The 14,876-nt window shown below is 63.5% G+C and carries 3 protein-coding genes; 2 read left to right on the top strand and 1 reads right to left on the bottom strand.

The window, feature by feature from the left end; genetic code table 11:
• Positions 1–204: 204 nt before the first annotated feature.
• Positions 205–756, bottom strand: coding sequence for an RNA polymerase factor sigma-70 (locus tag K0H47_RS11200; RefSeq protein ID WP_017479481.1), 552 nt, complete (start codon positions 754–756; stop codon positions 205–207).
• Positions 757–1,033: 277 nt separating this feature from the next.
• Here K0H47_RS11200 and K0H47_RS11195 point away from each other — a divergent pair, with 277 nt between their 5' ends.
• Together K0H47_RS11195 and K0H47_RS11190 are read left to right on the top strand one after the other, a co-directional pair.
• Complete coding sequence (locus K0H47_RS11195) at positions 1,034–1,792, top strand: thioesterase II family protein (RefSeq protein WP_093207715.1); 759 nt, start codon at positions 1,034–1,036, stop codon at positions 1,790–1,792.
• A 62-nt stretch (positions 1,793–1,854) separates the two neighbouring features.
• Positions 1,855–14,799: a non-ribosomal peptide synthetase gene (locus K0H47_RS11190; RefSeq protein ID WP_219272652.1), complete on the top strand. Its 12,945-nt coding sequence runs from the start codon at positions 1,855–1,857 to the stop codon at positions 14,797–14,799.
• The last annotated feature ends 77 nt before the right edge of the window (positions 14,800–14,876 follow it).

The following is a 14,876-nucleotide window of genomic DNA, read 5'->3' as shown; positions in this document are numbered from 1 at the left end:
CGCGCTGGGCCAAGGATGGCCCATCGCGGCGGCCCACGGTCCAAAGCCGGAGTGAGGGCACTCCGAGCCTGGGCGAGGAGCCGAGTGGTGGGGCAAGAGCCTTTTGGTTACTTTTGGGCTCCTTTCAAAAGTGACCCGCTGTAAGAGCGGAACCAATACCCGCCATCACACAAATAACGGATATGTACCCAGCAGCAGACCCAATCAAACCCGCCGAGCAAACGTGTCGCTATGAGTCCCGGAAACCTTCCGGCAATGCACCAACGCATCCCGAATCATAAAGTTCACCAGCGTCGGCGAAACCCCAAGCTCCTTGGCAATATCCTTCTGCGGCACCCCATGCAGCCGATACATCTCAAACGCATAACGCGTGCGCTGAGGCAAATCGGTCAACGCATCAGCAATGTTCTCCAGCGTCGAAAAGTTGATGTGCGACGTCTCAGGTGAAGCCCCGTGAATAACCACATTCAAGCCTTCCTCTTCCGGGCCGGAGTATTTCAGCTCCAGCGCCTGCTTGCGGTAGTGATCGATGGCCAGGTTACGCACGATCTGAAACAGGTAACTGAGCTGCGCCTTGAACGATGACGTGATGGTGGGGGCCGATTGCAACCGGAAGTAGGCGTCTTGCACCACGTCTTCAGCGCGTGAGCGGCAGCCGGTAATGCGTGCTGCGATCTTGACCAGGATCAGTCGATTGTCGACGAAGGCCTGGAGTAGGGGTGAGTCGCACCTGCCTGTGGATACTTGTTCCGTCATGGAAATCACCTTGCTGCAAAAGAGGTTGGGGGAGGGCGTCCTTGCTGAGGCCTCCTACACATCGGGCAACAAATTATTCTTAATGATAATGATTGTCAAATGAGAAGACGAACTAATCTTATGCTTTATCGAGAGGTGTGAACGGCGTCTCGCTGACTAATTATTTCCAGGGGCCATCCGTTCTCATGGGTGACAGGCCAGTTAACAAACCGGCCAAGGATCAGCGCCTGGAGGAGGACAAAATGGGTTTTTATCGTGTGAGCGGGAGTGGTCTGAAATGAACACGCCGGCTCGATTACGCCTGTTTTGCCTGCCGTATTCCGGCGCCAGCGCCATGGTCTACAGCCGTTGGCGGCGGGCACTGCCCGAGTGGTTGCAGGTGCGGCCGCTGGAACTGCCGGGGCGCGGCATGCGCATGGACGAGCCGTTGCAGCGCGATATCAAGGCATTGGCCGCGCAACTGGCTGATGAGATCAGCGCGGAACTGGACGAGCCTTACGCCTTGTTTGGCCACAGCCTCGGCGGTCTGCTGGCGTTCGAGCTGGCCCATGCCCTGCGTGAGCGCGGTGTACCGCAGCCGTTGGCGCTGTTTGCGTCGGGTACCGCCGGCCCGGCCCGTCGCGATGTCAGCGAATACGCTATCGAGAAAAACGACGAGCAACTGATCGCCCGCTTGCGTCAACTCAAGGGCACCGGCGAAGAGGTGCTGGCCAATGCCGAACTGATGCAGTTGATGCTGCCGATCCTGCGGGCCGACTTCCTGCTGTGTGGCAGTTTCGAGTACGGCGAGCGCGAGCCGCTGAGCCTGCCCATCCACGTATTCGGCGGCAAGCAGGACACGGTGCGCGCTGATCAATTGCTGGACTGGCAGCAGGACACCGCCAGCGGTTTTTCCCTCGACATGTTCGACGGACACCACTTCTTCCTGGTGCAGCACGAGAGCTCCGTACTGCGCTGTGTGCGGCGTTACGCCGACGAACACTTGGCCCGCTGGCGCAACGACGTCGCGCGGCAGATGGCCCGGGCCGCCGGCTGAACAAGCTGCCCCGGCCACACATTCCCCGATTTCCCAGTTAGCCGATTTCAGGCAGGAACCCCATGATGGACGCCTTCGAACTTCCCCGCACCCTGGTCCAGTCCCTTCAACGCCGCGCCGCGCAAACCCCGGATCAACTGGCGTTGCGTTTCCTCGCCGAGACGGCCGAGCAGAGTGTCGTCCTCAGTTACCGCGACCTCGACCTGCGCGCCCGTACCATCGCCGCGGCCTTGCAGGCCAGCGCAAACCTGGGCGCCCGCGCGGTGCTGCTGTTCCCCAGTGGGCCGGATTATGTCGCGGCGTTCTTTGGTTGCCTGTATGCCGGTGTCATCGCAGTACCGGCTTACCCGCCGGAGTCTACCCGCCGTCATCATCAGGAGCGCCTGCTGTCGATCATCGCGGACGCCGAGCCGCGGTTGCTGCTGACTACCTCCAGCCTCGGGGATTCGTTGCTGCAACTCGAAGGTGCACCGCAGTTACTGTGCGTCGACAGCCTCAGTGCCGAAATCGCGAGCCATTGGGTCGCGCCCAACTTGCAAGACGATGACATCGCCTTCCTGCAATACACCTCCGGTTCCACCGCGTTGCCCAAGGGCGTGCAAGTCACCCACGGCAACCTGGTGGCCAACGAGCTGCTGATCCGCCGGGGCTTCGGCATCGACCTGAACCCCGACGACGTGATCGTCAGTTGGCTGCCGCTGTACCACGACATGGGGCTGATCGGCGGGCTGCTGCAACCGATCTTCAGTGGCGTGCCGTGCGTGTTGATGTCGCCTGCTTACTTCCTCGGTCGGCCCCTGCGCTGGCTTGAAGCGATCAGCGAGTACGGCGGCACCATCAGCGGCGGCCCGGACTTCGCCTACCGCTTGTGCAGCGAGCGGGTCAGCGAGTCGGCATTGGATCGCCTGGACCTGAGCAAGTGGCGCGTGGCGTATTCCGGCTCAGAACCGATCCGCCTCGACACCCTGGAACGCTTTGCCGAGAAGTTCGCCGCTTGCGGTTTTACCTCGAATAACTTCTTCGCATCCTATGGCTTGGCGGAAGCCACCTTGTTCGTTGCCGGCGGCACCCGTGGCCAGGGCATCCCGGCCCTGCGCCTGGACGAACAGGCTTTGGCCGCCAACCGCGCCGAGCCCGGGCAGGGTGCGGCGATCATGAGTTGCGGCACCAGCCAGCCCGAACACGCAGTGCTGATTGCCGACCCCGCCACCCTGGCGACGCTCCCCGACAATGCCGTCGGTGAAATCTGGGCCACTGGCCCGAGCATCGCCCACGGCTACTGGCGCAATCCTGAAGCCACCGCCAAGACCTTCGTCCAGCACGAAGGCCGTACCTGGCTGCGGACCGGCGACCTCGGGTTTATCCGCGAAGGTGAAGTGTTCATCACTGGCCGTCTGAAAGACCTGCTGATCGTGAGGGGTCATAACCTGTATCCCCAGGACATCGAGCAAGCCATCGAGCGCGAAGTGGAAGTGGTGCGCAAGGGTCGGGTCGCGGCGTTCGCGGTGAATGACCAGGGCCTGGAAGGCATCGGCATCGCCGCCGAAATCAGCCGCAGCGTGCAGAAAATCCTGCCGCCTGAAGCGCTGATCAAGGCGATTCGCCAAGCAGTGGCCGAGGCCTGCCAGGAAGCGCCGAGCGTGGTGGTATTGCTCAACCCCGGTGGCTTGCCGAAAACTTCCAGCGGCAAGGTGCAGCGTTCGGCCTGTCGCACGCGGTTGGCAGATGGCAGCCTCGACAGTTATGCGCAGTTCCCCGGTGTGCCAGCGCAGGTCGGCGATGCAGCCCTGCAATCCGAACTGCAAAGTCAGATTGCCGCGATCTGGTGCGAGCAATTGCAGGTGGCACAGGTCGCCGCCGACGATCACTTCTTTCTGCTGGGGGGCAACTCCATCAGCGCCACACAGGTCGTCGCTCGCCTGCGGGAAACCCTCGGCCTGGAATTGAACCTGCGCCTGTTGTTCGAAGCGCCCACTCTGGCTGCCTTCGCCACCAGCGTCGCGCAATTGCAGCAGGACGGCGGCGTGGCCCAAGGCGCGATCCATGCGCTGTCACGCCAGGAAGACCTGCCGCAATCCCTCGCGCAGAACCGCCTGTGGATCACCTGGCAGCTGGACCCGCAAAGCAGCGCCTACACTATCCCCGGCGCCCTGCGTTTGCGCGGCGAGCTGGATGAAGACGCGGTGCGCGCAAGCTTCCAGCAACTGATCCAGCGCCACGAGTCACTGCGCACGCGCTTCTTTGAACGCGATGGCCAAGGCTTCCAGCGGGTCGACGTCCAGGCTGATTTCGAGCTGCAAGTCATCGACCTCAGCGACCTGCCCTCCGCCGAGCGCGAAGCCCGGGCCAACCAGATCCGCGAAGATGAAGCCCGCACCCAGTTCGACCTGGAGAAAGGCCCACTGCTGTGGGTGACGTTGGTGCGCCTGGAGGACGAAGACCACCAACTGCTGGTGACGATGCACCACATCATCGCGGACGGCTGGTCGCTCAACGTGTTGATCGACGAATTCTCCCGCCTGTACGCCGCAGCGTCCCAAGGCCAGACCCTGGAGTTGCCGGCGCTGGCCCTGCAATACGCTGACTACGGCAGCTGGCAGCGCCAGTGGCTGGCCGAGGGCGAGGGCCAGCGGCAACTGGCTTACTGGAAACAACAACTGGGTGACGACCACCCAACCCTGAGCCTGGCCACCGATCACCCGCGCTCGGCGCAGCATATTCGCAGTGCTTCACGCCACAGCGTGCGTGTGACCGCGAGCCTCAGCGAAGCCATTCGCAAGACCGCCCAAACCCACGAATCCACCCCGTTCATGCTGCTGCTCGCGGCATTCCAAAGTCTGCTCTATCGCTACAGCGGCCAGCGCGATATCCGCATCGGCGTGCCCAACGCGAATCGTCCACGTCAGGAAACCCAAGGCCTGATCGGGTTCTTTATCAACACCCTCGTACTGCGCGCTGAACTGGATGCACGCCTGCCATTTGCCGATCTGCTCGCTGCAACGCGAACCGCTGCCTTTGGCGCCCAGGCCCATCAGGACCTGCCCTTCGAGCAACTGCTGGAAGCCTTCCCGCAAGCCCGGGAGCAGGGCCTGTTCCAGGTGATGTTCAACCACCAGCAACGCGACCTCAGTGCCTTGCGCCGCTTGCCGGGCCTGCTCGCCGACGAGTTGGCGTGGCACAGCCGCGAAGCCAAGTTCGACCTGCAACTGCACACTGAAGAAGACCGCAACGGCCGCTTGAGCCTGTCCTTCGACTACGCCGACGAACTGTTCAACGCCGCCACCATCGAGCGGCTGGCCGAGCACTTCATCAACCTGCTGCAAGCCATTTGCGAGCAACCGCAACAGGCTATCGGTGACCTGAAGCTGCTGCACGCCGACGAACACACCCAACAACGCCAGTGGAGCGCCGCGCCGTGCACATCGGCGCAGCACTGGCTGCCGGAACAACTCAACCAACAGGTTTCGGAACGCACCGCACTGGTGTGGCAGGACGGCAGCCTGACCTTCGCCCAACTGCACACCCAGGCCAACCGCCTGGCCCATTACCTGAGGGACAAGGGCGTCGGCCCGGACGTGTGCGTGGCCATCGCCGCCGAGCGTTCGCCGCAACTGCTGATCGGCCTGCTGGCAATCGTCAAGGCCGGCGGTGCCTATGTGCCGCTTGATCCGGACTACCCGGCAGAACGCCTGGCCTACATGCTCAAGGACAGCGGCGTGCAACTGCTGTTGACCCAGACTTCGCTGCTTGAGCAACTACCCACGGCTGAAGGCGTCTGCGTCATCGCCATGGACAGCCTCAAGCTGGAAAGCTGGCCGACCCACGCGCCGGGCCTGCACCTGAACGGCGACAACCTCGCCTACGTGATCTACACCTCCGGCTCCACCGGCCAGCCCAAGGGCGTGGGCAACACCCATGCCGCGCTGGCCGAGCGTTTGCAGTGGATGCAGGCTACCTACAAGCTGGATGAAACCGATGTGCTGATGCAAAAGGCGCCCATCAGTTTCGACGTGTCGGTGTGGGAGTGTTTCTGGCCGCTGATCACCGGTTGCCGCCTGGTACTGGCGGGCCCCGGCGAGCACCGCGACCCCCATCGCATTGCCCAGCTGGTGCAGGAACACGGCGTGACCACGCTGCACTTTGTGCCGCCGCTATTGCAGCTGTTTGTCGACGAACCGTTGGCCGCCGAATGCACCAGCCTGCGTCGCCTGTTCTCCGGCGGTGAAGCGCTGCCTGCCGAGTTGCGCAACCGGGTGTTGGCGCAGTTGCCGGCAGTGCAGTTGCACAACCGCTACGGCCCGACTGAAACCGCGATCAACGTGACGCACTGGCAGTGCCAGGCGGAGGATGGAGAACGTTCGCCGATTGGCCGGCCGCTGGGCAATGTGATTTGCCGGGTGCTGGATGATCAGTTCAACCCACTGCCGGCGGGTGTGCCGGGTGAGCTGTGCATCGGCGGTATCGGCCTGGCCCGGGGTTACCTCGGGCGGGCGGGGCTGACCGCTGAACGGTTTGTCGCCGACCCATTGGGCGAGGCGGGCGCGCGCCTGTATCGCACCGGTGACCGCGTGCGCTGGAGCGCCGATGGTGCGCTGGAATACCTCGGGCGCCTGGATCAGCAGGTCAAACTGCGGGGCTTCCGTGTCGAGCCTGAAGAAATCGAAGCGCGTCTGTTGGCCCTTGATGGCATCGCCCAAGCGGTGGTGCTGGTGCGTGAAACCGCTGCCGGGGCGCAGTTGATCGGTTACTACACCGCCAACGAACCGCTGGACGAGCAGGACATCAAAACCGCCCTGGCCGCTGAGCTGCCGGAGTACATGGTCCCGGCGCAATTGATGCGCCTGGACGCGATGCCCCTGAGCCCCAGCGGCAAACTGGATCGCCGTGCCTTGCCGGAACCGGTGTGGCAAGTGCGTGAACACGTCGAACCTGAAACAGCGCTGGAGCAGCAAATCGCCGCGATCTGGCGGGAAGTCCTGGCCCTGCCACGCATCGGCCTGCGGGACGACTTCTTCGCCCTCGGCGGCCATTCGTTGTTGGCCACGCAAATCATCTCCCGCACCCGCCAGGCCTGCGATGTCGAGCTGCCGCTGCGCACATTGTTCGAAGCCAGCGAGTTGGGGGCTTTCGCCGAGCAGGTCCGCCTGATCCAGGCCTCCGGCCAGCGCAACCAACAGCTGGCGATCGGCAAGGTCGACCGCAGCCAACCGGTGCCGCTGTCCTATTCCCAACAGCGCATGTGGTTCCTCTGGCAGATGGAACCCGACAGCCCGGCGTATAACGTCGGCGGCATGGCGCGCTTTCGCGGGGTGCTGGACGTTGGGCGTTTCGAGGCGGCGTTGCAGGCCTTGATCATGCGTCATGAAACCCTGCGCACGACTTTCCCGAGCATCAATGGCGTGGCGCAGCAGAAGGTTGCGGCGCAAACTGGCGTGCGCATGGATTGGCAGGATTTCTCGGCGTTCAGTGAGGCCGAGCGGCAACAGCGTGTGCAGCAACTGGCCGATCATGAAGCCCACACGCCGTTCAATCTGGAGACCGGTCCACTGCTGCGCGCCTGCCTGGTCAAGGCCGGTGAGCAGGAACATTACCTGGTGCTGACCCTGCACCATATCGTCACCGAAGGCTGGGCCATGGACATTTTTGCCCGTGAACTCAGTGCGTTGTACGAAGCCTTTATCGACGACCGCGAATCGCCGCTGGCGCCGCTGCCGGTGCAGTACCTCGACTACAGCGTTTGGCAGCGCCAGTGGCTGGAGTCCGGTGAGCGCCAGCGCCAGCTGGATTACTGGACCGCGCAATTGGGCACGGAACACCCGCTGCTGGAACTGCCGGGCGACCGTCCGCGGCCGCCGGTGCAAAGTCACCAGGGCGAGCTGTACCGTTTCGATTTGAGCGATGATCTTGCCGCCCGCGTGCGGGCCTTCAACGCCGAGCGTGGTCTGACCCTGTTCATGACCATGACGGCCACCCTCGCGGTATTGCTCTACCGCTACAGCGGCCAGACCGACCTGCGCATCGGTGCGCCGGTGGCCAACCGGATTCGTCCGGAAAGCGAAGGGCTGATCGGTGCGTTCCTCAACACCCAGGTGCTGCGTTGCCAGCTCAACGGGCAGATGAGCGTCGGCGAATTGTTCGACCAGGTGCGCCACACCGTGATCGAAGGCCAGTCCCATCAGGACCTGCCGTTCGACCACTTGGTGGAAGCCCTGCAACCGCCCCGCAGCGCCGCGTACAACCCGCTGTTCCAGGTGATGTGCAACGTGCAGCGCTGGGAGTTCCAGCAAAGCCGCACTCTGGCCGGGATGAGCGTCGAGTACCTGGCCAACGATGCCCGCGCCACCAAGTTCGACCTCAACCTGGAAGTCACCGACCTCGACCATCGCCTGGGTTGCTGCCTGACCTACAGCACCGACCTGTTCGACGAGCCGCGCATTGCGCGCATGGCCGCCCATTGGCAAAACCTGCTGGAAGCCTTGCTTGCCGATCCGCAACAGCGCCTGAGTGAATTGCCGCTGCTGGAAGCGGCCGAGCAGCGCTCGTTGCAGCACAGCCTTGGCATGGAAGCCGGCGAGCATCGTCTCGACCAGTGCATTCACCACCTGTTCAGCGAGCAAGCCCTGGCCCGCCCCGACGCCCCGGCCTTGACCTTCGCCGGGCAAACCTTGAGCTACAGCGAACTCGACAGTCGCGCCAATCGCCTGGCCTGGATGCTCCGCGAGTGCGGCGTAGGCCCGCAGGTGCGGGTTGGCCTGGCGCTGCCGCGTTCGCTGGAAATGGTGGTCGGCCTGCTGGCGATCCTCAAGGCCGGCGGCGCCTATGTGCCGCTGGACCCGGAATACCCGCTGGACCGCCTGCACTACATGATCGAAGACAGTGGCATCGGCCTGTTGCTCAGCGACGCTGCGATGTTCGACGCGCTGGGCGAGCTGCCCGCCAGCGTCGGTCGCTGGTGCCTGGAAGATGACCTGCCAACCCTGGCCAGCTACCCGGCCAGCGAATTGCCTTTCATCAGCCTGCCGCAACACCAGGCCTATCTGATCTACACCTCCGGCTCCACCGGCAAGCCCAAGGGCGTGGTGGTGTCCCACGGTGAAATCGCCATGCATTGCCAGGCGGTGATCGAACGCTTCGGCATGCGCCCGGATGACTGCGAGCTGCACTTCTATTCCATCAACTTCGACGCCGCCACCGAACGCTTGCTGGTGCCGTTGCTCAGTGGTGCCCAGGTGGTGTTGCGGGCCCAGGGCCAATGGGATGCGGAAGAAATCTGTGGGCTGATTCGTCAGCACCGCATCAACATCCTCGGTTTCACCCCGAGCTACGGCAGCCAGTTGGCGCAATGGCTGGCCACGCAACACCAGACCTTGCCGGTGCGCATGTGCATCACCGGCGGTGAAGCCCTGACCGGCGAGCACTTGCAGCGTATTCGCGCGGCATTCAAGCCGGCGCTGTTTTTCAACGCCTATGGCCCGACTGAAACCGTGGTGATGCCACTCGCCAGTCTTGCCCCGGAAACACTGGAGGAGGGCGCTGGCAGCGTGCCGATCGGCAGCATCATCGGCGCACGTGTGGCCTACATTCTGGATGCGGATCTGGCGCTGGTGCCGCAAGGTGCGACGGGTGAGTTGTACGTCGGCGGTGCCGGCCTGGCCCAGGGTTATCACCAGCGTCCGGGGATGACGGCGGAGCGGTTTGTCGCGGATCCGTTTGTCACGAACGGCGATCGTCTGTATCGCACCGGCGACCTGGTGCGCCAGCGTGCCGATGGCCTGGTGGAGTACCTTGGCCGTATTGACCATCAAGTGAAGATTCGCGGGTTCCGCATCGAGCTGGGGGAAATTGAAACCCGCCTGCTGGAACACGAGGCGGTGCGTGAGGCAGTGGTGTTGGCGCTGGATTCCCCGAGCGGCAAACAGTTGGTGGCCTACCTGGTCAGCGACGAAGAACACGGTGCACTGCGTGAATCCCTCAAGGCGCATTTGAAAGCGCAGCTGCCGGACTACATGGTGCCCGCGCACCTGATCGTCCTCGACAGCATGCCGCTGACCGCCAACGGCAAACTCGACCGCCGCGCCTTGCCGCAGCCGGATCCCGAGGCGAATCGTCAGCAATACGTGGCGCCGCGCAACGAACTGGAGCAAACCCTGGCGGCGATCTGGTGTGCGGTACTGAACGTGCAGCAGGTGGGCCTCGACGATAACTTCTTTGAGCTGGGCGGCGACTCGATTCTGTCGATCCAGGTGGTCAGCCGCGCGCGTCAGGCGGGGATTCATTTCAGCCCACGTGACTTGTTCCAGCACCAGACCGTGCAGACCCTGGCCGCCGTGGCGACCCGCACCGAGCAGGTTATCGCCGAACAAGGCGTGCTGACCGGCGCATCCGGGCTGACCCCGATCCAGCACTGGTTCTTCGACACCGACATCCCCGAGCGCCAACACTGGAACCAGGCGCTGCTGTTGGAGCCGGTTCAGGCCCTCGAACCCCATCGCCTGGAACAAGCGTTGCTGGCAGTGCTGGAACACCACGACGCCCTGCGCCTGAGCTTCACCCAGCGCGACGCCCAATGGCACGCCGAACACCTGGCAGTGCCGCAAGGTGGCCTGCTGTTGCAAGCCCAGGTGGCGGATATGGAGCAGTGCATCGCGCTGTTCACCGACACTCAACGCAGCCTCAACCTCGCCCACGGCCCGCTGTTGCGCGCGCTGCTGGTGGACGGCCCGCAAGGCCAGCGCCGGCTGCTGATCGCGATCCATCACCTGGTGGTGGACGGCGTTTCCTGGCGCGTATTGCTGGAAGATTTGCAGACCGTGTATCGCCAGTTGAACGACGGCCAACCCGTCAGCCTGCCCGCCAAGACCAGTGCCCTGCGCGACTGGGCAGCACGCTTGCAGGCCTATGCCGGCAGCGAATCCCTGCGTGAAGAGCTGGACGTGTGGCAGCAGCAGTTGGCCGGTCCTGGCGTTGAACTACCGGTGGATCGCCCGCAAGGTTCGCTGCGCAATCGCGATGCCGATACCGTCAGCGTGCGCCTGGATGCCGAGCGTACCCGCCAGCTGTTGCAACAGGCGCCGAGTGCTTACCGCACCCAGGTCAATGACTTGCTGCTGACCGCCCTGGCCCGAGTCTTGTGCCGATGGAGTGGCCACGCATCGGCCCTGATCCAGCTAGAAGGCCACGGCCGCGAAACCCTGTTCGACGAGATCGACCTGACCCGCAGCGTCGGCTGGTTCACCAGCGCCTACCCGTTGCGCCTGACCCCGTTGCATATCGAAGAAGCCGCCGGGCAGGGCGCCTCGATCCAGGCGATCAAGGAACAACTGCGCGGCGTGCCCCACAAAGGGTTGGGTTACGGCGTGCTGCGCTACCTGGCTGACGACCTGTGCCGCCAGACCATGGCCGCGTTGCCGAGCGCCAGTATTACCTTCAACTACCTCGGCCAGTTCGACCAGAGCTTTGGCGCTGACGCACTCTTTCACCCGCTGGACGAATCCGCCGGCATCGCCCATGACCCGGACGCGCCGCTGCCCAACGAGCTGAGCGTCGACAGCCAGGTGTACGGCGGTGAATTGGTGCTGCGCTGGACCTTCAGCCGCGAACGTCACGATAGCCAGACCATCGCTGAACTGGCGGACGCTTACCTGGCGGAACTGCAAAGCCTGATCGAGCATTGCCTCAAGGAAGACGCGGGCGGCCTCACACCGTCGGACTTCCCGCTGGCGCACCTCACCCAAGGGCAACTGGACGCGCTGCCGGTGCCGGCCAATGCCATCGAAGACGTGTACCCGCTGACCCCAATGCAGGAAGGCTTGCTGCTGCACACCCTGCTGGAACCGGGCACCGGCCTGTATTACATGCAGGACCGCTACCGCATCAACAGCGCCCTGGACCCCGAGCGTTTCGCCCAGGCCTGGCAGGCGGTGATTGCCCGTCACGAAGCCTTGCGCGCCTCGTTCTGCTGGAACGTCGGCGAAGACATGCTGCAGGTTATCCACAAGCCCGGCAGCACGCCGATCGAGTACCTCGACTGGAGCCAGGAGCCGGAAAGCGAACAGGAACCGCGTCTGCAAGCGTTGCTGAAAAGCGAGCGTGAGGCCGGCTTCGATCTGCTCAACCAGGCGCCGTTCCACCTGCGACTGATCCGCGTGGGCGAAGCCCGCTACTGGTTCATGATGAGCAACCACCACATCCTGATCGATGCCTGGTGCCGCTCGCTGCTGATGAACGATTTCTTCGACATCTACACGGCCCTCGGCGAAGGCCGCGACGCGCAATTGGCGACGCCACCGCGTTATCGCGACTACATCGCCTGGCTGCAACGCCAGAACCTCGCCGAGGCGCGCCAGTGGTGGCAGCAGAACCTGCAAGGGTTTGAGCGCACCACGCCGATTCCGAGTGACCGGCCGTTCCTGCGGGAACACGCCGGCCATAGCGGCGGCATGGTGGTGGGCGACTGCTACACCCGCTTGGATGTGCGCGACGGCGCGCAATTGCGCGAGCTTGCCCAGGCCCATCAACTGACGGTGAACACCTTCGCCCAGGCAGCGTGGGCCCTGGTGCTACGACGCTTGAGTGGCGATCGCGACGTGCTGTTCGGCGTCACCGTGGCCGGGCGCCCGGTGGAAATGCCCGAGATGCAGCGCACCGTCGGGCTGTTTATCAACAGCATCGCCTTGCGGGTCAAGCTGCCGGAGGACGATCAGCAGTGCAGCGTGCGCCAATGGTTGAGCGGCCTGCTCGACAGCAATATGCAGTTGCGCGAGTACGAGTACCTGCCGCTGGTGACCATCCAGGAAAACAGCGAACTGCCCAAGGGCCAGCCGCTGTTCGACAGCCTGTTTGTGTTCGAAAACGCCCCGGTAGAAGTCTCGGTGCTGGACCGTGCGCAAAGCCTGAATGCCACCTCGGATTCCGGGCGGACCCACACCAACTTCCCGCTGACTGCCGTGTGCTATCCGGGCGATGACCTGGGCCTGCACCTGTCCTACGACCAGCGCTATTTTGATGAGACCACCGTGCAAGGCATGCTCAGCGAATTCAAGCGCCTGCTGCTGGCGCTGGTACAGGGCTTCCATGGCGACATGGCCGACTTGCCGCTGATTGGCGAGCAGGAGCGTGAGTTCCTGGTGGAAGGCTGCAACCAGAGCGAACAGGCGTATCCGTTGGAGCGCAGCTACGTTGAGCTGTTCGAAGCCCAGGTGCAGCAGCATCCACAGCGGATTGCCGCCAGTTGCCTGGATCAGCAATGGAGCTATGCCGAACTGAACCGGCGCAGCAACCGCCTGGGCCATGCATTGATCGCAGCCGGTGTCGGGCCGGATCAACCGGTGGCGTTGCTGGCCGAACGTAATCTGGATTTGCTGGGCATGATCATCGGCAGCTTCAAGGCCGGAGCCGGTTATTTGCCGTTGGACCCGGGGCTGCCGACGCAGCGCTTGAGCCGGATCATTGACCTGAGCCGCACGCCACTGCTGGTGTGCACCGAGGCGTGCCGCGATCAGGCGCAGGTGTTGCTGGAAGAGTTCGCCTGTGGCTCGCGGCCGAAGCTGCTGGTCTGGGAGCAACTGGTGGGTTTAGAGGACAACCCGGAGATCTACAGCACGCCGGATAACCTTGCCTACGTGATCTACACCTCCGGCTCTACCGGCTTGCCCAAGGGCGTGATGGTGGAGCAGCATGGCATGCTCAATAACCAGTTGAGCAAGGTGCCTTATCTGCACCTGACCGAGAATGATGTGATCGCCCAAACCGCCTCGCAAAGTTTCGATATCTCGGTGTGGCAGTTCCTCGCCGCGCCGCTGTTCGGCGCGCGGGTGGATATTGTGCCGAATGCGATTGCCCATGATCCACAAGGCTTGCTCGCTCACGTCCAGGCCCAGGGCATTACCGTGTTGGAAAGCGTGCCGTCGCTGATCCAGGGCATGCTTGCCCAGGATCGCATGAGCCTGGACGGCTTGCGGTGGATGCTGCCGACCGGAGAAGCGATGCCGCCGGAGTTGGCGCATCAGTGGTTGTTGCGCTATCCGCAGATTGGCCTGGTCAATGCCTATGGCCCGGCGGAATGTTCGGACGACGTGGCGTTCTTCCGCGTCGACCTGGCGTCGACCCGCGGCACTTATCTGCCGATTGGTACGCCGACCGACAACAACCGTTTGTACTTGCTGGATGGTGCGCTGGAGTTGGTGCCCCAAGGTGCGGTCGGCGAGTTGTGCGTGGCGGGGACCGGCGTGGGCCGTGGTTATGTCAGCGATTCGGTGCGCACCGCCGAGGTGTTTGTGCCGAATCCGTTTGGCGCGGCGGGGGAGCGCCTGTATCGCACCGGCGACCTGGCGCGTCGGCGCAGCGATGGTGTGTTGGAGTACGTCGGGCGTATCGACCATCAGGTGAAGATTCGCGGTTACCGGATTGAGTTGGGTGAAATCGAAGCGCGCCTGCATGAACAACCGGAGGTGCGGGATGCGGCGGTTGGCGTGCAGGAGGGCGTCAACGGCAAGCATCTGGTGGGTTACCTGGTGGCGGCGGATGCGCAGTTGAATCCAGGCGAGCGCCTTGATCGGATCAAGCAACGCCTGCGGGCCGAGTTGCCGGAGTACATGGTGCCGCTGCATTGGCTGTGGCTCGACCGTTTGCCGCTGAATGCCAATGGCAAGCTGGATCGCAAGGCCTTGCCGGCGCTGGAGATTGGCCAGTTGCACAGCCAGGATTATCTGGCGCCGCGTAATGAGCTGGAGCAGACATTGGCCGGGATTTGGGCCGAGGTGCTGAAAGTTGAGCGCGTGGGTGTGCAGGATAATTTCTTTGAGCTGGGCGGGCATTCGTTGCTGGCCACGCAGATTGCTTCGCGCGTGCAGAAGACACTGCAGCGGGATGTGCCGTTGCGGGCGATGTTCGAATGCAGCACGGTGGAGGAGTTGGCGGGGTATATCGACGGGCTTGCGGCGAATGAGATCAGTGCGGAGAAGGTGGATCGGTTGAGTGATTTGATGGCGGAGTTGGAGGGGTTGTAGGGCGCATTGGTTTGCGTACATATCCGTTGTTTAGGTAACGGCGGCTTATGGTTCCGCTCTTACAGCGGCTCACTTTG

It is taken from the genome of Pseudomonas sp. Xaverov 83 (genome assembly GCF_019352905.1).
Taxonomy (GTDB): Bacteria; Pseudomonadota; Gammaproteobacteria; order Pseudomonadales; family Pseudomonadaceae; genus Aquipseudomonas; species Aquipseudomonas yamanorum.
Note: the sequence above shows the minus strand (reverse complement) of the source record. Positions and strands in the feature narration are given on the sequence as shown.